This is a genomic window from Burkholderia sp. RS01 (genome assembly GCF_039748055.1).
Classification (GTDB): Bacteria; Actinomycetota; Actinomycetes; order Actinomycetales; family Micrococcaceae; genus Arthrobacter.
In genome coordinates this window covers 37,721-58,756 of sequence record NZ_JBDLAK010000017.1, presented here as the reverse complement: position 1 = coordinate 58,756, position 21,036 = coordinate 37,721, and the positions used below count along the sequence as shown (strand labels likewise).

At 66.5% G+C, this 21,036-nt stretch carries 15 protein-coding genes; 6 read left to right on the top strand and 9 right to left on the bottom strand.

Translation table 11 applies throughout. The annotated features are described in order from the left end of the window. Nucleotides 1-130 precede the first annotated feature (130 nt). Both ABFP37_RS15910 and metH read left to right on the top strand, forming a co-directional pair. Nucleotides 131-580 (top strand): Rieske (2Fe-2S) protein, encoded by a 450-nt coding sequence (locus tag ABFP37_RS15910; RefSeq protein ID WP_347034140.1) that lies wholly within the window; start codon nt 131-133, stop codon nt 578-580. Nucleotides 581-1,002: 422 nt separating this feature from the next. Then, on the top strand, nt 1,003-4,653 hold the full coding sequence (gene metH, locus ABFP37_RS15905; RefSeq protein ID WP_347034139.1) for a methionine synthase: 3,651 nt from the start codon (nt 1,003-1,005) through the stop codon (nt 4,651-4,653). Here metH and ABFP37_RS15900 read toward each other — a convergent pair. From ABFP37_RS15900 to ABFP37_RS15875, 6 genes are all read right to left on the bottom strand, one after another. Continuing rightward, on the bottom strand, nt 4,643-7,528 hold the full coding sequence (locus tag ABFP37_RS15900) for an ATP-binding cassette domain-containing protein (protein WP_347034138.1): 2,886 nt from the start codon (nt 7,526-7,528) through the stop codon (nt 4,643-4,645). The genes metH and ABFP37_RS15900 overlap by 11 nt on opposite strands. After that, nucleotides 7,525-8,082, bottom strand: a complete 558-nt coding sequence (locus ABFP37_RS15895) for a hypothetical protein (protein WP_078029637.1) — start codon at nt 8,080-8,082, stop codon at nt 7,525-7,527. Before ABFP37_RS15895 ends, ABFP37_RS15900 begins: the two co-directional genes overlap by 4 nt. Before the next feature lie 145 nt (nt 8,083-8,227). Further along, nucleotides 8,228-9,865 carry an APC family permease gene (locus ABFP37_RS15890; protein WP_347034137.1) on the bottom strand — a complete coding sequence of 546 codons (1,638 nt, stop codon included), beginning with the start codon at nt 9,863-9,865 and terminating at the stop codon, nt 8,228-8,230. 105 nt (nt 9,866-9,970) lie between these two features. After that, nucleotides 9,971-11,626, bottom strand: coding sequence for a GMC oxidoreductase (locus ABFP37_RS15885; RefSeq protein ID WP_078029639.1), 1,656 nt, complete (start codon nt 11,624-11,626; stop codon nt 9,971-9,973). Then, nucleotides 11,627-13,165, bottom strand: coding sequence for an aldehyde dehydrogenase family protein (locus ABFP37_RS15880; RefSeq protein ID WP_347034136.1), 1,539 nt, complete (start codon nt 13,163-13,165; stop codon nt 11,627-11,629). 75 nt (nt 13,166-13,240) lie between these two features. Beyond that, nucleotides 13,241-13,834 (bottom strand): TetR/AcrR family transcriptional regulator, encoded by a 594-nt coding sequence (locus ABFP37_RS15875; protein ID WP_347034135.1) that lies wholly within the window; start codon nt 13,832-13,834, stop codon nt 13,241-13,243. 150 nt (nt 13,835-13,984) lie between these two features. Here ABFP37_RS15875 and ABFP37_RS15870 point away from each other — a divergent pair, with 150 nt between their 5' ends. Further along, entirely contained in the window at nt 13,985-14,290 is a 306-nt protein-coding gene (locus ABFP37_RS15870; RefSeq protein WP_078029642.1) for a hypothetical protein, read from the top strand. A 102-nt stretch (nt 14,291-14,392) separates the two neighbouring features. Here the strand turns inward: ABFP37_RS15870 and ABFP37_RS15865 are convergent, their stop codons facing one another. Continuing rightward, on the bottom strand, nt 14,393-15,316 hold the full coding sequence (locus tag ABFP37_RS15865; protein WP_347034134.1) for a LysR family transcriptional regulator: 924 nt from the start codon (nt 15,314-15,316) through the stop codon (nt 14,393-14,395). Between the two features lie 263 nt (nt 15,317-15,579). Between ABFP37_RS15865 and ABFP37_RS15860 the strand changes: the two genes are divergently transcribed. Further along, complete coding sequence (locus tag ABFP37_RS15860; RefSeq protein ID WP_078029644.1) at nt 15,580-15,927, top strand: YgjV family protein; 348 nt, start codon at nt 15,580-15,582, stop codon at nt 15,925-15,927. Nucleotides 15,928-16,027: 100 nt separating this feature from the next. Here the strand turns inward: ABFP37_RS15860 and ABFP37_RS15855 are convergent, their stop codons facing one another. Continuing rightward, on the bottom strand, nt 16,028-17,119 hold the full coding sequence (locus ABFP37_RS15855) for a type I restriction endonuclease (RefSeq protein WP_347034133.1): 1,092 nt from the start codon (nt 17,117-17,119) through the stop codon (nt 16,028-16,030). 178 nt (nt 17,120-17,297) lie between these two features. Between ABFP37_RS15855 and ABFP37_RS15850 the strand changes: the two genes are divergently transcribed. Beyond that, nucleotides 17,298-18,173, top strand: coding sequence for an aminoglycoside phosphotransferase family protein (locus ABFP37_RS15850; RefSeq protein ID WP_347034132.1), 876 nt, complete (start codon nt 17,298-17,300; stop codon nt 18,171-18,173). A 54-nt stretch (nt 18,174-18,227) separates the two neighbouring features. Next, nucleotides 18,228-19,652, top strand: a complete 1,425-nt coding sequence (locus ABFP37_RS15845; protein ID WP_185982432.1) for an HNH endonuclease signature motif containing protein — start codon at nt 18,228-18,230, stop codon at nt 19,650-19,652. Nucleotides 19,653-19,761: 109 nt separating this feature from the next. Here the strand turns inward: ABFP37_RS15845 and ABFP37_RS15840 are convergent, their stop codons facing one another. After that, entirely contained in the window at nt 19,762-21,000 is a 1,239-nt protein-coding gene (locus ABFP37_RS15840; protein WP_347034131.1) for an NYN domain-containing protein, read from the bottom strand. Nucleotides 21,001-21,036 lie beyond the last annotated feature (36 nt).

The window sequence follows — 21,036 nt, the reverse complement described above, 5'->3', positions numbered from 1 at the left end:
TGGGCGATGCCGCTCCTCCTCGAACCAGCCGTTGAGGTCGTCGGAGTTTCGCCCCTCCCGGCATGTCGCAGGCGTGCGGTGTTTCCAGGGAGCGCAGCATACTTTCAGGCCGAGCTGGCACGATAGCTCCATGAGTTCCGAAAAATCCCTGCCTCGACGCTCCGTGTTGCTGGGTACAGCTGCCACCACGGTGGGCGGCGCGCTGGGCTTGTCCGCCTGCTCCGTCTCTCCCTCGGGCGGCACCACCGTCCCGCTGGCTCCCGCCCCTTCGGCGCCACCCGGTCGTCCCTTCCGGATCGGGAAGCTCAGCGAGGTTAACGTAGGCGACACCGCCACAGGGAAAGCCAATGGGAGGACCGTTGTTGTCTTCAGACCTGAAGACAACAACGTCGTGGCTTATGACGCAACGTGCACGCACGCCGGCTGCACGGTGGCGCCTGCCGGTATGAACTTCGAATGTCCCTGTCACGGCTCCACTTTCAACGGGTCGGACGGCAGCGTCATCACCGGGCCGGCGCGCCGCCCTCTCCTGCCTTTAACCGCCGCCATCGACGGGGACTGGATCACAGTCATCGCTTGACAATGGATTAAATGGCACGTGGCGCCTCGCTTGGACTGTCGGGTCTGCTCTTTGAGATACCAAGCCCAGATGCGTCTGAGAGCGCCGGAAGGCTCGGTCGGGCCTGCCGCACGGCCCTACAACACGGCCCGGCCTGGGAGGTCCTCACCTTGCGCCCTGGCACGAGCAAACAAACTGTCCACACCAATACGGAAGCGATATACGCTGTGCAAGCTTGGGAACTCCGCCTGCTGGCCGTGGCGCAAGCTTCCACGGCCGCTCCACTGCCGGTTGACGGAATCTCGCGCTCATGCTGGCAGGGCGTCGAATTCCGCCGTGACGCTGTGGAGCGGGAGGCAGGGCAGCACCCCGGCCCTCCACCCGCCGTCGTAGTACATGGAAAACACGGCGCAATGTTCGGACCCCGCCCGTAATGTGGTCACATGCCTCGTTTTGCGCTTGATATTGAGTCCGTCCCCCGCCCCGTCCGTTCGCAGGAGCTGCTGGATGCCGTGAACCACCGGGTCGTCATTGCCGATGGGGCGATGGGCACCATGCTGCAGGGGCGGGAGCTGTCGCTCGAGGACGACTTCCTGGGGCTGGAAGGCTGCAACGAGATCCTCAATGCCACGCGGCCGGATATCCTCGCGGACATTCATGACGCGTACTTCGCGGTGGGAATCGATGCTGTCGAAACCAATACCTTCGGCGCGAACTGGTCCAACCTTTCCGACTACGGCATCGACGACCGGATCGAAGAGCTCGCCCGGAAGGGTGCGGAGATCGCCCGGGACCGCGCCGAAGCGGCAGAAAAATCAGACGGACGGATGCGGTGGGTCCTGGGCTCCATGGGGCCGGGCACCAAGCTCCCCAGCCTCGGCCACACCACCTACGACTACCTCAAGCAGACCTTCGCCCTGCAGGCCCAGGGCCTCATCGACGGCGGAGCGGACGCCTTTCTCATCGAGACCAGCCAGGACCTCCTGCAGACCAAAGCCGCGGTCAACGGCTGCAAGCAGGCCATCGTGTCCCGCGGCATCCGGCTCCCGATCTTCGTCGAGGTGACCGTCGAAACCACCGGAACCATGCTGATGGGCTCCGAGATCGGCGCCGCGCTCACCGCCCTCGAGCCGCTCGGCGTCGACGCCATCGGCCTGAACTGCGCCACCGGGCCGGACGAGATGAGCGAGCACCTGCGCCACCTCGCCAGGCAGTCCTCCGTGGCCATCGCCTGCATGCCCAACGCCGGCCTGCCCGTCCTTGGTGCCAACGGCGCGCACTATCCGCTCTCGCCTACCGAACTCGCCACCGCGCACGAGCAGTTCGTGCGCGAATTCGGCCTGGGCCTCGTGGGCGGCTGCTGCGGTACGACGCCGGAACACATGGCCGCCGTCGTCGAGCGTCTTGCGCCCTTCCGCACCGCCTCCGCCGTCACCATCGGCGGGCGGGGCGCCGACGGCGGCCGCCTTCCCACCGAGCGTGAAGCAGGCATCGCTTCCCTTTACCATCACGTGAATTTCGACCAGGAGTCCGCGTACCTTGCCATTGGTGAGCGCACCAATGCGAACGGTTCGAAGGCGTTCCGCCAGGCGATGCTGGAAGAGCGCTGGGACGACTGCGTCGACATTGCCCGCGAGCAGGTCCGCGGCGGCGCGCACCTGCTCGACGTGTGCATTGACTACGTGGGTCGCGACGGCGTGGCCGACATCAAGGAGGTCGTGTCACGTTTCGCGTCGGCCTCCACGCTCCCGCTCGTCATCGACTCCACCGAACCGCCCGTGCTGCAGGCCGGGCTCGAACACATCGGCGGGCGCCCGGTGGTCAACTCCGTCAACTACGAGGACGGCGACGGCCCGGACAGCCGCTTCGCGCGCATCATGCCGCTCGTGAAGGAACACGGCACCGCCGTGATCGCCCTGACCATCGACGAACACGGCCAGGCACGCACCACCGAGGGCAAGGTGGCCATCGCCTCCCGCCTCGTCGACGCACTGGTGGGCGAATGGGGGATGCGCGTCGAAGACATCATCGTCGACGCACTCACCTTCCCCATCGCCACCGGCCAGGAAGAAACCCGCCGCGACGCCATCGAAACCATCGAGGCCATCCGCCAGATCACCACGAAGTATCCCGGTATCCAAACCACCCTCGGCGTCTCCAACGTGTCCTTCGGCCTGAACCCGGCAGCGCGCATGGCCCTGAACTCGGTGTTCCTGCACGAGGCCGTGCAGGCGGGCCTCACCAGCGGCATCATCGACGCGGCCAAAATCGTGCCGCTCGCTTCACTGCCGGAGGAGCAGCGCAAGGTGGCCCTGGACCTCGTCTGGGACCGCCGCGAATACGACGCCGACGGCAATCTCACGTACGACCCCTTGGCCAGCATGCTGGACCTGTTCGCCGGCGTCGACACCGCAGCGCTGAAGGACCAGCGCGCCGCGGAACTTGCGGCGCTGCCCACCGGCCAGCGGCTGGAGCGGCGCATCATCGACGGCGAAGGAAAGGGCCTTGAAGAGGACCTGGACCTGGCCCGCGCCGAGGGAATGACCCCGCTCGGCATCATCAACGACTACCTGCTCGAGGGCATGAAGGTTGTGGGCGAGCGCTTCGGAGCCGGCGAGATGCAGCTGCCGTTCGTGCTGCAGTCCGCCGAGGTGATGAAGACCGCGGTGGCTCTGCTCGAGCCGCACATGGAGAAGTCGGATTCCTCGGGCAAGGGCACCATGGTGATCGCCACTGTGCGCGGCGATGTGCATGACATCGGCAAGAACCTGGTGGACATCATCCTCACCAACAACGGCTACAAGGTGATCAACCTCGGCATCAAGCAGCCGATCGCCGACATCATCGCCGCGGCCGAGGAGCACAACGCAGACGTGATCGGCATGTCCGGCCTGCTCGTGAAGTCCACCGTCGTGATGAAGGAGAACCTTGCCGAGCTGCAGTCACGTGGCCTGGCGAAGAAGTGGCCGATCATCCTCGGCGGTGCAGCCCTGACGCGCGCCTACGTCGAGCAGGACCTCGCGGGACAGTTCGACGGCGAGGTCCGCTACGCCAAGGACGCCTTCGAAGGCCTGTCGCTCATGGAGCCGTTGGTGCAGGTGGCCCGCGGCGCTGACCCCGCAGAGGTGGGCCTGCCCGCGCTGAAGAAGCGGATCCATAAAGGAGGCCCGAAGATCAAGGTGACCGAGCCGGAGGCCATGCCCGGGCGTTCCGACGTGGCCGCCGACAATCACGTGCCTTCGCCGCCGTTCTGGGGCACCCGTATCGTGCGCGGCGTCTCGCTCCACGACTTCGGTGCTTTCCTCGACGAGCGCGCCACGTTCATGGGGCAGTGGGGGCTCAAGCCCGGCCGCGGCGAGGACGGCGCCTCCTATGAGGAACTGGTGGAACGCGAAGGCCGGCCGCGCCTGCGGTACTGGATGGACCGCATCCTCGGCGAGGGAATGCTCGACGCGTCCGTCGCGTACGGCTACTTCCCGGTGGTTTCCGAGGGGGAACAGGTGGTGGTGCTGCACCACGGGGAGGACCGCGACGGCGTCCTCGGCACCGCGGGCCTGCTCGCCCCCGACGGCGGATCAGGCGGTCCGCTGGGCACCGAGCGGCTGCGTTTCGACTTCCCGCGCCAGCGCCGCGACCGCCACCTGTGCCTCGCCGACTTCGTGCGCTCGCGCGAATCGGGGCAGATAGACGTGCTGCCGGTGCAGCTGGTCACCGCCGGCGGCAATGTCGACGAGGTGACTGCCAAGCTCTTCGCTGGCGACCACTACCGCGACTACTACGAGCTCAACGGCCTGGTCATGCAGCTCACCGAGGCGCTCGCGGAGTTCTGGCATGCACGCATCCGCTCCGAGCTGGGTTTCGCAGCCGAGGAGCCGAAGGACAAGGCCGGCCTGTTCAAGCTCGACTACCGCGGTGCGCGGTTCTCGCTCGGATACCCCGCGTGCCCGGACATGGAGGACCGCCGCAAGGTGGTGGAGCTGCTGCATCCCGAGCGGATGGGCGTGGTCCTGAGCGATGAGCTGATGCTGCACCCCGAACAGTCCACCGACGCGTTCGTGTTCCACCACCCGGAGGCCAAGTACTTCAAGGTGTGAGTTGACGCCGGTCCCTGGCCTGGGCGGACGAAGCCTTCGCGGCTTGCCCGCCCGCGCGGGAGACCGGCTTCACCCGCCGGAGTGCCGCGAGAATGGCCCGCCCCACCACAGCGATTCCGACCACCGTGGTGATGCCACGCAAGGTGTCCCAGCCGGCCGTCGACGTCACCAGCGAGTAGAGCAGGAAGCTGCTGAGGTTGGTGCCCAGCGGCGCGCCGGGCACGTAGGAGATGCCAGTGCCGGCGCCCACCGCGAAGGGCCAGAACCACAGGTTGGTCAGCAGGCCGAACGCATAGGACGCCAGGATGCCGTAGCCGCACAGCATCCACAGTTCGGCTTTCCCCCGCACCCGCCGGGGGAGCAGGCCGGCCCCCGCGCCCACCCACGCGCAGGCGAAGATCTGGAACGGTGTCCACGGCCCGATGCCACCCCACAAGGCGCTGGAGACGGCGATGGTGGCGGCGCCGAGGAGCATGCCGAACCGGGGCCCGAAGGCCCGCCCGGCGAGGATCAGCAGGATGAAGACTGCCTCCACGCCCCCGACGCCGGTGCTCGCCACCCGCACCGCGGAACCTACGGCGGCCAGGACGCCGAGCAACGCCACCGTGTGCGCGGAGCGGACTGAACCGTCCATGGACACGACGACGGCGACGGCGGCAATCGGCGCGATGGCCAGCGCCGCGTAGGGGAGTGCCGCGGCGGCATCCTCCGGGAGGGCCGCAGCCAGCAGCGGCCAGCAGAATGTTGCGAGGGCCAGAAGGTTTGCGGCTACGAGAACCGCAAGCTCGACACTCCGAGGCATCCGGATGCGGCGCTGGCGTTCCGTTGCCGGGCTTTCCGCACCCGTGGAGTCCGTTGATTCGATAACCCGTTGCCTTGGTCCGGCGCCTGCCTGCAGGGCAAGCGGGAGGGGCGGTTCAGGTGCCGTGGCCGGCACAGCAGAGGGCACGACGCCGTCACTCATAGGGAGTATTCGGGCGCCGAGGCCGTGGGCAAAGTCGAGGTCGTGCGTGGCGATCAGGACCGCCGCGCCGGAGTCTGCCGCGGCCCGCAGCGCCGCCGAGACTGCTGTGCGCGCCGCAGGATCGAGTCCGCGGGTGGGCTCATCGATGAGGAGTACCTGGGGGTCGTCCATGGTCTGCAGCGCGATGGCAAGGATCCTGCGCTCTCCTGCGGAGAGGTCCCGGGGATGCTCATGTCCAATGGGGATCCGTACGTCTCCCCGCAAACGGGCCAGTCGTGACGCCGCGGAGCCAGGCGCAGGCTGCCCGCCGTTCTTTCGGTGAGCCTGGCGCCGCTCGGCCGCGCGGAGCTCTGCCGCGACGGTATCCCGTGTGAAGAGGTCGTCCGAGGCATCCGGGACAAGGGCGACTCGGCCGCCGTCGACCGTGCCGCCGTCGGCCGTTCCTGCACCGCCCCTTCCTGCGCCGCGCCTTCCTGCACCAACAGTGCCCTCACCGAGCGCGAGCGCCACCAGGAGGGACGACTTCCCGGCTCCGTTCGGCCCCACCAGGGCCACCACTTCGCCGCGGTGCAGGGTCAGGGATGCGTCGCGCACCAGCGGCGTGCCCTTGCGGTGCACCGCGAGATTTGCCGCCGTCAGCACGGGCGCGCCCCCGGGATCTGCAACCGGCGTCGGTTGCGCAACCGTCGGGGAAGCGGACGGCGCAGCACCCGGCACCAGGGCGCCGCCGTCGATGGTCCACCACGAGTCGGCAACCGGTACGAGCGGCTGCGCCCGGTGCTCCGCCACGATGACGCAGACACCGGCATCGCGGGCGAGGGCGTCGAGCACGGCGATGACGTGTCCGCGTGCTGCAGTGTCAAGGTCGGCCAAAGGCTCATCAACCAGGAGCAGGGCCGGCTGCTCCACCACCGCGGCGGCAATGGCCACGAGCGTTGCCTCACCCGCCGAGAGAGTGCTGACATTCCGATCCAGCAGCGCGGACACTCCGATATGCTCCGCGACCTCCAGGACCCGGGCCTTTGCGGCACCGGCTGCCATGCCGCGAAGCTCAAGTGCGAGGGCAATTTCGTCCCGGACCCGGGTGGAGGCGAATGCGGCGCGGGGATTCTGCAGGACGACGCCGATGACGCGGGCGGTATCGCGCGGCGGCGCAGCGGCACGGTCCGTTCCGGCGACGCTCACGGTGCCGGAAATTTCTCCGCCGTCAACGTGTGAGAGCAGGCCGGCGATACCTCGCAGGATGGTGGACTTGCCGGAGCCCGTCGGCCCGGTAATGACCGTTATGGACCCGCGAGACGGCGTGAATCCGGCGACCCGCACCTGCGCGTCACCAATGCGGAACTGTGCGTCCCGGACAAGAAGCGGTGCCTCGGTACCGCGGATGGGCTGATGGGCTGCCCGGCTCCCGAAGCCGCGCAGCTCCAGGGCCGCGGCAACCCGGCCGGCGTGCTCGAGGGTGCGCTCGAGCACGGGCACCAGGGCGCGGGGGCCAAAGCGTTCGCCCCGCAACCGAAAGGCCAGGCGTACGGAGGCCACGGCGTCGGAGAGGGCCGGCAGCGCCGCCCAGGCCACCACAAGGGTCCTGGCCAAGCCCTGCAGTGGGCCGCCGCGGGCCAGGTGCACGAAGCCGCGGGCCACGTCCACCCAGGCGTTGAGCAGGCCGAAACCGAGGATCATCCCGGCAATCGGCAGGGCGGACAGGACCGCCTCCCGCAGGCCGGGCGCCGTTACCGGACCGAGCAGGACCACGTGCGCGTACGGGGCAGGCAGCGGCACCGCCGGCAGGTTGAACAGGACCGGCTCACCGATGCCGGCCCCGTTGAAAAGGATGCGGTAGATGACCCGCGCCGCGATGAAGACGGCGGAGAGAGCCGCCGCTGCGCGTAACGGCGCGGGCCGAAAGGTCATGCCGCGGGTGAGGCCGGTGCGCCGTCGACCGTGTAAAGCAGTTCCAGGCTCTCTCCCGGGCTCACCTTCAGGGTGGCGAGGCCTTCCTGCGCGTATGCCCACTTACCGGAGGCCGGCTTGACCCACAGTGACCAGTAGGCAAAGGCGGCGGGCATCTTGCTGCATTCTTCCCGGTACGTGCCGCCCTTGTGGGCGATGTCGAGGTCTGCGGCGGGCACGCCGTTCACTCGGCACACCAGTTCCTTGGGATATTGGGCGGTGCCCTCGGTTTTCACCTTTGCCTCGTCGAGCACCTTGGAAGCCGGCGTCGGCGCGTCCACGGGCACGCAAACGGACGTGTCAGCGGCCGCCTGCTTCAGAGAGCCCGAATCGACGATGACCTTCACGCCGGCGCAGGGCTCGGAGGCGGCGCTGGATGAAGCCGTTGCCTCGGACGCCGGGGCAGAGGTAGTCGGCTGGGTGGCGGCGGGCGTGGAACAGGCGGCGAGGGTAAACAGGAGACCTGCGGCGGCGAGGGAGCTCGCGGCGGCAGTGCGGATCTGAGTCAAAGTCACGTGTCAAGGGTAGGGCGTTGTGTGTCCGGATCCGGATGCCGTCGCGTTGTGTGACGTTTAGTCACTCATCTGCGCGGGGCCACTGACGCAAAAAGGGCCGACGACGGCGCTCAGGTGAGTGCCGTCGTCGACCTTTCCGGGGGCGTTACCAGGCTTCCGATGCGGCCATCTTGGCTGCGACCGCATCCTCCGGGGCTTCGTACTGCGCTGCTTCGTGCTGCGCTTTTTCCTGCTGCGCGGCGCCCGACGACGGATGCGCTGCGACTGCCGCGGCGTGCTCGGCCAGCACCCCGGTCTGGTGGCGGATCTTCAGTCGGTAGAGGAGAGTGCCGCCAATGATCACGGCGGCTACGAAGATCACGCCGCCCCACTGCAGGTACCACTCGAACGGCGGCACCGAGTTGTAGATCTCAGGCCGGGGCCAGACCAGGTTCACCGTCATGGCCGCGCCCCAGAGGACCGCGAGGATGTTCACCGGCAGACCCCATGTGCCAAGGCTGAATCCGGCTTCGGACTGCTGATCCCGCAGCGGCCACTGCTTCAGGAGCCGGTTGCGCAGCAACGGAACAGTGACCAGCAGGTAGGACAAGTAGATCAGGACGATGCTGATGCTGGACAGGATGGTGAAGATGGCCGGCTGCATGACGTTGACTAGCAGCGGGATGACGGCGATGACACCGATCACGATCGCCGCGACCTTAGGGGTCCTGCGGACCGGATCCACTTTGCTGAGCTGCCGGCTGAACGGCAGGTTGTTGTCCCGGGCCATGGCGAACATCATGCGGATGGCTGCGGCGTGGACGGCAAGGGTGCAGACCACCACGGCCACCACGATGCATGCCAGGAACGCCTTGCCGAAAGGCCCGCCAAGGACGGAGAGCACGATGTGCTGGAGGCCGCCGTCGGCAGCCCCCACCTGCGGGTCGCTCAGGTCCGGTGCGGCCAGGATGCCGAAGAGCAGGATCAGCCCGCCCAGCAGGAATGAGGCGGTGACGGCGCGCAGGATTGCCTTGGGCGCGGTGCGCTTGGGGTCCTTCGTTTCCTCGCCGAGGGAGCTGGCGGTATCGAAGCCGTACATGACGTAGCCCGAAGCCATGGCGCCGATGAGGAAGACGCCGAAGAAGCCGAGGTCGTGGCCCTCGCCGAAGCCGTTGGTTTGGAAAAAGACCTCCGGTCCCCGCACAACATGCCAGCCCAGCGCCAGGATCAGCAGGACGGCCGCGATCAGTTCCACGAAGACGCCGATGCTGTTGATCCTGGTCATCAGCTTCACGCCGAAGGCGTTGATGAGGGTGGAGATGGTGATCATGATGGTGGCCAGCACCACGCCGTTCATGGCGAAGTCGTAGGGGCCCGTGCCGTCACCGACGAACTGGAAGCCGGACCAGAGCTGGGGCAGGGTGAGCTGCAGGGCCAGTGCCACGGATCCCAGCGCCATGATGGAGGAGAGCAGGAGCAGCCAGCCGGCCAGCCAGGACGAGGTCCCCGATGAGAGCCGCTTGGCCCAGTTGTAGACCGATCCCGCCACGGGGTAGCGGCCGGCCAGCTCGGCAAAGCACAGCGCCACCATCAGCTGGCCAACGAACACAATGGGCCAGGACCAGGCGTATGCGGGGCCGGCCATGGAAAAACCGAAGTAGAACAGTTGAAAGACACCGGTGAGGATGGAGATGTAGCTCACGCCTGCGGCGAAGCTGGCAAACTTGCCGATGCTCCGGTCCAGGGTCTGGGTGTAGCCGAATTCGTCCATGCCGCTTGAATCAATACTCTTGCTGGGTTCCATGTGAACTCCTATGTCAGAAAAGTACGACGTCAGAAAAGTACGCTCGATGCAACCCGCGGCCGCCATTGGATGCGGGTGAAATCAGTAGCCTCCGGAACTTGCCTCTCAGGCGAAGGACGGGCTGAGCTCCACCTCTTTCTTGACAGCGCCGCCGGCGTGGCTGGCGCGGATGAGGTCGGCCCGGATCAAATCAGCGCAGCGCTCGCCGATCATCATGACGGTGATGTTGGGGTTGACGGTGACGTGCTCGGGCATGACGGACGCGTCGGCGACGCGGAGGCCGGTGACGCCCTTGACCCGCAGCTCGGGATCCAGCGGTGACATGTCGTCGTCGGCCGGGCCCAGGCGGACCGTGCCCACCGGGTGGTACACGGTGTTGTGGGTCTTGCGGATGTAGTCCCGCAGCTCCTCGTCCGTCTGCGCTTCGACGCCGGGCGAGAGCTCGCGGCCGGTCCATTCGGCCATGGCGGGCTGGGCTGCGATTTCGCGGGCCTTGCGGATGCCGGCCACCATGACGCGCATGTCGTGGCCTTCGGGATCCGTGAAGTAGCGCGGATCCACCATGGGTTTGTCGCGGAAGTCGCGACTGCGCAGCCTCACGGTGCCCCGGGAGCGGGCGTGCGTGACGTTCGGGGTGAGGGAGAAGCCGTTCTCGGTGGTGGGGTAGCCGTGCCGCAGGGTGTTCATGTCGAACGGGACGGAACCGTAGTGCATCATCAGGTCCGGGCGGTCCAGGCCCTCCTCCGTGGGGGTGAAGATGCCGATCTCCCACCACTGGGTAGAGGTCTGCACCATGGGCTGCCTGGCCTCGAACTGGACCACGCCTTCGGGGTGGTCCTGCAGGTTTTCGCCCACGCCGGGGGAGTCCACCAGCACCTCGATGCCGTGCGCAGCGAGGTGGGCTGCCGGGCCGATGCCGGAGAGCATCAGGAGCTTAGGGGAGTCGATGGCGCCGGTGGACAGGACCACCTCGCGGCGGGCGGAGAGCCGGTGGGTCCGGCCGAATGCGGAGTCCACCACGTCCACGCCGGTGCAGCGCTTGTCTGCGTCGAACACCAGCTGGCGGGCGCGGAGGCCGGTGAGCAGGGTGAAGTTGGGGCGTTCGATGATGGGGTGGATGTAGGAGACGGAGCTGGAGGCCCGGGTGCCGTCCGCGCGGCGGTTGATCTGGAAGAAGTTCGCGCCGTTGACCACGGTGGTGCCGGTGTTGAACTTTGCACGGGGAATGCCCGTCTGTTCGCAGGCGTCCAGGAGGGCGACGCCGGCAGGATCAGCCGGGGGCACGTTCATCAGGTGCACGGGTCCTGAGTCCCCGTGGTGGGGTGCGTCAGGCCCGGCGTCCTCGTTGGTTTCCAACCGCTTGTAGAGGGGCCAGGCGGCGTCGGCGTTCCAGCCGGTGGCACCGTACTTGGACTCCCACTCGTTCAGGTCCTCGCGGGGTGCCCAGAAGGCGATGCAGGAGTTGTGGCTGGAGCAGCCGCCCATCACCTTGGCCCGGGCGTGGCGCATGAAGGAGTTGCCGTTTTCCTGCGGTTCTACCGGGTAGTCCCAGTCGTAGCCGGATTCGAGCAGCTCCATCCAACGGTCCAGCTGCAGGATTTCGGGCAGGTTGCGGTCATCCGGGCCAGCCTCCACGAGGGCCACGGTCACGTCCGGGTCCTCACTCAGCCGGGCGGCGACGGCAGCACCGGCGGATCCGCCGCCGATGACGACGTAGTCGAATCCGCGGTCGGTGAGGTTGTCTATATTGTCGATGTGCATCTAGTTCTCCTTGCCGTGGTCGGCGAACCAGCCGGTTACCTCGGGGCTGGTGTTCTGGTAGATGTGCTTGGCTTCCTGGTACTCCGCCAGGCCCGTGGGGCCCAGCTCGCGGCCCACGCCGGACTGGCCGAAGCCGCCCCACTCGGCCTGCGGGAGGTAGGGATGGTAGTCGTTGATCCAGATGGTGCCGTGCCGCAGCCGGGATGCCACGCGCTGCGCCTTCCCGGCATCCTGGGTCCAGACCGCGCCGGCCAGGCCGTAGATGGTGTCGTTGGCGGTAGCCACCGCTTCGTCCTCGGTGCGGAACGTTTCCACCGTCACCACCGGGCCGAACGCCTCGTCCACGACCACGGACATTCCTCTTTCCACCCGGTCCAGGACGGTCGGCTGGTAGTAGAACCCGCCGTCGTACTTTTCCCCCTGCGGCGCCGCGCCGCCGGTCCGCAGCCGCGCACCCTCCTGGATGCCGCGCTGGACATAGGCGTGGACCTTGTCGCGGTGGGCTTCGGAAATCAGCGGCCCGGTTTCGGCGGCGTCGTCAAAGGGACCGCCGAGCCGGATGTCCCGGGCGCGGCGGACCAGCTCGTCCACGAAACGTTCGGCGATCGATTCCTCCACCACCAGCCGCGCCCCCGCGGAGCAGACCTGTCCGGAGTGGACGAACGCGCCGTTGAGGGCATTGTCCACGGCGGCGTCGAAGTCCGCGTCCGCGAACACCACGTTGGGATTCTTCCCGCCCAGCTCCAGTGCCACCTTCTTGACGGTGCCGGCGGCGGCCGCCGCGATGCGCTTGCCGGTCTCCAGCCCGCCCGTGAAGGAGACGAAGTCGACGGCGGGGTGTTCCGAGAGCGGTGCGCCCGCCTCCGCGCCGGCGCCGGTCACGAGGTTGGCGACGCCGTCCGGCAGGCCGAGGTCCTGCAGCAGCTGCATGGCCAGGATGGCCGTGGACGGGGTCAGCTCGGAGGGCTTGAGGACGAAGGTGCACCCGGCGGCGAGCGCGGGCGCGATCTTCCACGCCGCCTGGAGCAGTGGGTAGTTCCACGGCGTGATCAGGCCGCAGACGCCCACAGGTTCGTAGACGATTTTGCTGACGACGGCGGGGTTCCCGGCGTCGACCATGCGGCCCGCCTGCTGCCCGGCGAGCCTGCCGAAGTACTCGAAGCAGGCGGCAATGTCGTCCACGTCGATACGGCTTTCAACCATGCGCTTGCCGGTGTCCAGGGACTCGGCGCGGGCGAACTTTTCCCGGCGTTCGCGCAGTCCATCGGCGACTTTGAGCAGGAAGGTGCCGCGCTCGGGTGCCGGGACATTCGACCAGATTCGGGAGTCGAAGGCTGCACGGGCTGCGGCGATGGCGCGTTCGGCATCCTCCCGGCCGGCCTCCGAAACGGTAGCCACCAGTCGGCCGTCGGCGGGGTTGCGGATTTCGCGGACAGCGCCGGAGGCGGCCGGCTCCCATGCACCGTTGATGAACAGGCTGGATGCTGTTTCAGTTTTTGTGGTTTGGGTGACGTCCCGAAGGGGTGTGGCGTAAGTCATATGAGGGACAGTAATGCACATTGAACGACTGTTCAATAGTTTTCTTGAACAGTCGTTCAATGCTACGTGGCGGGCTCACTCCTGAAACGGCGCGAAGGCGATTTGCTCCGTGCGGGCAATGCTTCTCTGGATGGCGGCCTCATCAACGCCGAGAAGCGCCGTCAGCCACATGCCGTTTTGGATGACGACAATGTCAGCCGCCCGGGCCCTGCAAGCCTCCCAGGAAAGATCGGGTTGGGCGTTGGAAACCAGCGCAGCGAGGCCGTCGAGATAGCGGTCGAAGGCCTCGGCGTTGATCTGTGCATAGCCCTCGTCCGCTTGGGCGAGGGCCCAAAGGTGCAGGCGCAGGGACAGGTAGCGGGTGGTCAGCAGATCGGCGGCTGCCACTCGCCGCAGGGCCTGGCGCAGCTGTTCCTCCGGAGTGGACGACGGGTCGGGCGCCACCAGAAGAAGGTCATGCTCGTCGACCCGGCGCAGGGCTGCCCGTATCAGGGTCGTCTTGTCGTCGTAGTAGTAGTTCACCAGGCCGAGCGCGACGCCGGCTTCGCGGGCCACGGCCCGCATGCTCACACCCGAAATGCCATGGCGGGACAGCAGATCCAGCGCCGCCTCGAGAATGCGCGACTGCCTGTCCATCTGTTCGCCAGTGTTCACGGCATTCGTCCCCATCTGGCCAGACTATTGCCTAACCCGTAACGAGTGCATTTTCCGGGGCCGCATGACCTCGCGGCACCGGTTCAAGACCGCCCTTCGGCCCTAGCGGGATGACGCTGGAAGGCCTATCTTTGACCTGCCATATCCCGAGGGAAAGGAACGACGATGTTCACCTTGCAGATCAGCTATCCAGTCCGGGACTACGAGGCTTTCAAGAAAGTATTCGACTCCGATCCTGCAGGCCGCGCGGCCTCGGGCGCCAGGCTTGTCCGCCTGTTCCGGGATACCGAGGACCGGGACAGCGTGGCCGTGCTCCTTGACTTCGACACCAAGGATGCTGCGAACGCCTTTCTGGAACGGCTCCGCAGCGAGGTGTGGGACAAGCCGGAGGTGGTGGGGCAGTTGATGACGGCGGCGCCCACAGCCAGGATTCTGGAGGAGACGGCCCGCGAGGGCCAGGGCGCAGGCTGACCGCCGAGAATCCGGTGGTCGGCGCTGTAGGGGAGCAGCGCTAGCCGCAAACGGACGACGGCGGGAGGTCCCGGCGTCGTCCGTTCCTGCGGGTGTTGGCGGTCAGGATGTTGACCGCGTGTCGAACGCCGCCGCCGATTCCCGTAGGAGGCGCGCGACTGTGTCCACGGGCGTGCCGGCTGACCGTCGCCGGTCGAACCGTCGCAGGACGATGCGCCGCGTGCCCAGTCCGGGGACGTCGAGGACGTCCACCCCGTCATGGTTGATGCCGCTCAACGCCAAGGTCGGCACGATGGCGACACCCTCGCCCGCCGCGACGAGTGCGAGAGCGGTCAGTGTGTCCTGGTACTGATGCACGGTCTCCATCGGGGCGCCCGTTGACTGACGGAGCCGGCCTACGACCGAAGCGTTGGCGGCTGAGGAGTCGACGCCGATCCACGGAAGTGGCAGGCGGCCGAGGTCGACGTTCTCGGTGGTCAGCAGGGCACCGGCGGGAACCACCAGTTTCCAGGGCTCGTCCAGTAGGGGTTCCTCGATCATTCCGGCGGACAGTGAACGTGGCCCCGCCGTCGTCGAGTCGAGCTCGACCACAACGGCGTCGAGCGCGCGCTGCCGGAGCAGCCGCATCAAGGCAGGGAAGTCGTCCTCAACGATCCGGATCTGTAGCTGCGGGTACCGGGTGCGCCACCCGGGCAGGCGCGGGATCACCACCGTGCGAATAAAGCTGGTGAATCCGCCCACGCGCACCACCCCTGCGACCTTGGCCCCGCCTTCCATTCGGGCGCGGGCGACGCTGAGTGCGCGTTCGATCTCCTCGCCCGCTTCTGCTACCGCCAGGCCTGCGGGTGTCAAAACCGAGCCTTTGGGTGTGCGCACCACCAGCGCGTGCCCCGTCTCGTCCTCCAATTTATTGAGCTGCTGGGACACGGCCGACGGCGTAATCCCTAGTTCGTCAGCCGCGGCGAGCACTCCGCCCGTGCGGGCAACCGCAAGAAGAACTCGCAGTCGGCGCGGATCTATATCCATGTTAAGCAGTTCTAAACCCTATCTACAGCGGAATGCAATTGATCTACAGACTCGTTCGTCCTCATAATTGCTGTAAATGTGCAAGCAAGGGATGCAGGCTGGACCGTCCGGCGAATGAGGGCCCGGCCCGACCGCTGAGAAAACGGTGTTCCGGCAATGCCTGATCCCTACGGCAATGGAGCCGCTTCCCAAACAAAACACATAGCCCGCCATCTCCACTCCGTCCGGCGAATGGCAGCCGGGCATACCTCTGAAAGGACAAGATGGAACTGCTGTTTGAAATTTCCGGCTGGGCAGGCGCGGTTGCGATACTCAGTGCGTACCTGGCTGTTTCCATGGGGTGGCTGAAGGCTGGCAAGGGCTTCCAGACCGCGAATCTGTTGGGGGCTTGTGCCTTCATTGTCAATGGTGCATTCCACGAAGCGTGGCCGTCTGTGGTCACCAATATCGCCTGGTTCCTCATTTCGGCGGTAGCGCTTCTTCGCCTGCGCTCCAGGCAGGGGTCGCCGGTGGCCGCTAGTGAGGCCCCGTCGGTGCAATTTCCTGGCGTCCCTGACACAACCGGCCAACTGACCATCGTTGAAGCGCCTCGAGCGGCCAGTTTTACTTAAGCCGACGCAGCTTAGGCGGACGACGGCGGGAGGTCCGCCGTCGTCCGCTTGTCCTGCCTGCGAAATCAGTGGCCGTGGACCAGCCCGTCAGTTTCGGCGTTCACAGGTAGCTCTTTACGCTCGCGCGGAGTGCTTCCGTGTGCTCGTAGATCTCTTCCAACGAGCTAATGGGCACGCGAGTCTCTTCTTTGTTGTCGTCGAATATTCCGATGTATTTCTGACTGCGGTTGAAGTGCAGGCGCGCGATCGGCTTGCGGTTGTTGTCATCCAGCAGCACCGCAAAATAGGACTTGGCATCCCTCTGCACCACACGAGCCGGTTTCACCTCGCTGCAGACGATGGCCCGCACGATCTGGTACCCCTCGATTTCCTCGAGCGTTGTTTCCAAACCGTCGGCCTCGGCCAGGTCTGCTTCAGCCACAGGTGCACTGGTGACACTGGCGGCCACGGTTGCGTCCTCATTCTGCGGGAAACTCGGAGCGTCCAGCGCTTTCTTCAGGCGCTCGTTAACCTGGTCATTCAGGAACTGCTTGGACGCCTTGGTTACCAACGCCGTGAACTGCTCCCGTACTTTCTGCGTGTAGGGGCCCGGATACACGCGACCGGTCAGGAACTTGACCCACTCGTCCTCCGGCTCCTTGAACTGTGCAGCCAGTGTCCTTTTGAGTTCGCCAATGTATTTCAATTCACCGGCGGCGCTGATGATCGAGTCGAGATCAAAAACGTCCTTGGAAAGTTTTTGCAGTTCCGGTATCAGAGACTCGTCGATATCGGTCAAATCCAGCACCAGGAACGGCTTGGCGTCCATGCGGTTTGGCGCATCGAGGTCAGTGAAGAACTGGTACACCTCGCCGTTGGTGAGAATTGCGATCCTGGCGTTGGTCACGGCAAAGTACCGGAAAAGCTGGGATGCATGCTCGATTTTCACTGGCTCAGTGGACTTTTTGCATTCAATCAGGATCTGCACCTCGCCGTCCTTGACGATGGCGTAGTCGATCTTCTCGCCCTTCTTGAGGCCTACGTCCGCGATGAACTCTGGAACGACTTCCAGCGGATTGAAGACGTCATAGCCCAGGATTGTGGAAATGAATGGCATGACGAAGGCATTCTTTGTTGCCTCTTCGGTTTGAATCACACCTCGCTGTTGGCGCACCTTTGCTGCCAAAGCTGAGAGTTTTTCTGCAAACTCCATTTGCCCCCCTAAGAATTGATGGTGCTGCCAACCGTAGCGCAGCGACAAGCCAAATTGATGCTGCCACCGTCCCCACGCCCGCCACCGCGGCTCAGCTCGGCGATCTGAACTATATTCGGACAAGGAAAGGACCGGACTCATCGCAGGAACAAGTAAGGCGGATCTCTGAATGGCGGGAATGCCACCAGCCACAGTGGAAGTTAGCGACACCGTCGTCCGGCGCCTCGTCCGGGACCAGCGGCCTGACCTCGGCGATCGTCCTTTGGCGCGGGTGGCGAATGGCTGGGACAACGCGACCTTCCGGCTCGGCGATGACCTGGCCGTGAGGCTGCCTCGCAGGCCGGAGGCCGTTTCGCTGATACTGCATGAACAGCACTACCTTCCCGACATAGCCCGCCGCTCCCCGGTTGCGGTTCCTGTGCCCGTCCATGCCGGCCGGCCGACGTCGGACTTTCCTTGGCCGTGGAGCATCGTGCGGTGGGTCCCCGGAGCCGCCGCGGCCGACGTCGCCCCGGCACACCGCGGGCCGGCCGCTGAAGGCCTGGCTGATTTCCTCCGGTCCCTCCACGCGCCCGCCGAAACCGGCGTCCCGGTGAATCCTTTCCGCGGCGTGCCGCTGATGGACCGTGCCGCTACGGTGGCGGAACGGCTCGGGGACCGCGAACGCTACCCGCAGGCAGCAGCGCTGCGGGCGGTGTGGGCGCAGACCTGTGCCGCTAAACCCTGGAATGGTCCGGCGATGATGCTCCACGGGGACCTTCACCCGGGCAATATCCTGCTGGCGGACGACGGCGGGTTGGCCGGCGTCATCGATTTCGGCGACGTTGGGGCAGGGGACCCGGCCGTTGATCTTGCGGTGGGGTGGCTGATGTTCGACGGCGGCGCCCGCCACCGCTTCATGGGCGCCTATGGCCCCGCAGTGGAGAGGGACACCTGGATAAGGGCCCGGGGATGGGCTCTAGTCTTGTCCACCGCCATGCTGAGCAACTCCGATGACAATCCGCGGATGTTCACCGTGGGAGAGTTCGGGATCAGGCAGATTTTGGAAGGCTGACATTGCAACTCTGATGCCGGCTAAATTGTCAGTGCCTGCTGCCATGCTGTGGGTATGGAAGGCAGAGCAGTTGCGGAGACGTTGGAGGCCATGGAGGCCTCTCTCGCTGCCATGGCTGCACTTGCCGGTAGCGGGGCCGGGAAGGTCGCCTCGACCGGTGCTGACCCCCTTCAGGACGAAGCGGACGCTTGCCTGGACGGGCTGGCTGCGGCTGCCCGGGTGGAAGCCGGCATGGCCGCGCTGAAAGTGCACTTCGCCGCCGGATACGCCCACGCTTCCGCAGCCATGGCCGCTCCGGCCGCTTCCCCGCAGGAGCGCAGCGCCCAGGCAATGGCGGTGATAGCAGAGGTGGCCTGTGCCCTGACCGTGAGTGAAAGATCGGCGGCGGCCTTGTTGGCGGAGTCAGCCACCCTGACCACCGCGTTGCCCCTGACGCTGTCAGCGCTGCAGTCAGGGAGCATTTCGTGGCAGCACGCACGGGTGATGTGTGATGAAACATCCGGTCTGGACCCCGCCGCTGCTGCTGCCTTGGAGGCCCATTTCCTGGACCCCGAAGCTCCCTTTGCTGCGCGTGGCTGCCCGGCGGCAGAGCTGGTGCCGGGCAGGTTCCGGGCCAAAGCGCGGAGCTGGCGCGAGCGGCATCATCCTGTAAGCATCGAAGCACGCCACAGCAAGGGCGTGCAGGACCGTCGGCTGGAATATGCCCCGGACCGGGACGGCATGGCCTGGCTCTCGGCCTATGTGACTGCGGACGTGGCCGCGTCTGTTTGGTCCCGTGCCACGGAAGCCGCGCGTGCCCTGCAGGGGCCCGCCGAATCCAGAACGCTGACCCAGCTCCGTGCGGACGTCGCCGCTGACTGGCTGCTGGCGGGGGTGGCTGAAGGAACGCCGTCACCCAAGGCGCAGGTCCTGGTGACCGTTCCGGTGTTGTCGCTGCTGGGTGCCGGCACGGAACCGGCCACGCTGGATGGGTATGGTCCCATTCCGCCGAGCATGGCCCGCCGGCTTGTCGGGGATGGTGCCGGATCATTCCTGCGCGTGCTCACCGATCCGCGCAGCGGAGCGCCGCTGGAGATCGGACGCACCAGCTACCGGGTTCCGAAGGCGATGCGCCATTGGTTGCGGCTCCGGGACGGCCGGTGCCCCTTTCCCGGCTGCAACAACCATTCCTTGGATAATGAAGCAGACCATCTGCTGGCCTGGTCCGAGGGAGGCGGCACCGGCATCACCAACCTGGGCCAGCCATGCCGGAGGCACCACCGACTCAAACACACCACAGCATGGAGGCCGGTTGACGCCACCCGGGACCAGCCGCCCAGCTGGATCTCTCCCGCGGGACGCTCCTATCCCAGCGAACAACAGGACTGGGAACCGCCCGACTGGCCGGACGTACTTGCCAGTACATCCGGTCCCGGAGGGACCGGGCCACCATTTCCGGTGGATCCCTTGCCTGACTGGGCACTATTCATCGCGGCGTAGGATCGACTCTCGCCGGTCCTGCCCGTTGCCCGTTGCCGTTGCCGGTTGCCGGTTGCCCGTTGCCCGCTGCCGTTGCCCGCTGCGAATGGCGGGGACGCCCCGCCGTCGGCTAGCTCTCCAGCAGCCCGCCGCCGGCCCAGCGCCGGAGCGCGAGCTTCTCCGCGTCGTCGAACTCCATGAGGGCAAGGCGGCACAGCTCTTCAACATTCCGTGTCCACGCAGCGGCGAGGTCCCTCGCCGGCATGTCGTCCGGGAGGGATCCGCCCGCGTACACCACGCCTTGGATCACGAAGTTGACGGCTGAGCGGGACACCGGCTGCCCGGCCGCAACACAGTCATCCCGGACGGTCCGTGCCAGTTCGCTGCGGTTGCCGGAGTGCTCGCGCAACTTCGCCTCCAGGGACAGGAAAACCTGCCGGAACTGTTCGGCAGACAGCGCCGGCACGTCGGTGACCCGGGTGACCTGCTCCTCGATGGCCGGCCGGGCGGCGGGTGCCAGCGAGGAGAGCTCCGGCGAAAACCTCTTGGCGTCCCACACCCAGCCGGGCGACGGCGTGGACGAGTACTGAACGCCCTGGCCGATCTGGGCGATCCAGGCCCCGAACTTTCCGAAGCCGCCCCAATCGGTCTTGAGTGACGGGTCTGCGGTCAGGGCCCTGTGCGCCGCAACTGCCCCGGTGACCGGGCCCGGCGCGGCCTGCACCAAGGATCGGACCTCGTCGGCCGCCGTCGTCGCGGCCCTCGGGACACCTGGTGCGGTGCGGGGCGGGACGCCAGGTCCGGCAGACGCCACCATGCGGGGCATTCCGGCCGAGGTTCCGTTGAGGATTGCCACGAAGTCGTGGGACTCCACTACGCTGTCCGCCATCTCCCGGTACGCGAACGCCACAGCACCGGCAGCGATGACGGTGGTCATGCGGTCAGCCGCCCGGAACCGCTGGACCAGGGAGGTGAAGTCCGCGTCCGCCGACGCGATGAAGAATTCCTCGACGTGTGCCGCACCGGACAGTGCGTCCACCGCGTCCAGCACCAGATTGATGTCGGTGCTGCTCTTGCCCCGTTGCGTGAGGGAGGGGCAATCGATCACGCGGAAGCCCGCCCTGGTCCAGTACGGCCTGTACTTGGAGTAGATCACCGGATTGAGATAGCAGTTGCGGATGAGGAAGCGCCGGGATTCCTCACCTGCGCCGCCATCAGCCAGCGCCTCTGTCCAATGCTTGGGATCCTCGGCGAATCTCTTGGCCGCGGCCGGGTCCAACGCCATCAGGCCCGTGTAGACGTTGTCGAAGTCAACGAACATCGCGGCGCGGATACCGGGCCGCCTGGACTGTTGTTGAGGTTCCGTCATCGGCTCAGTGTGCCAGCAAGAGTGGCGGACGGACCA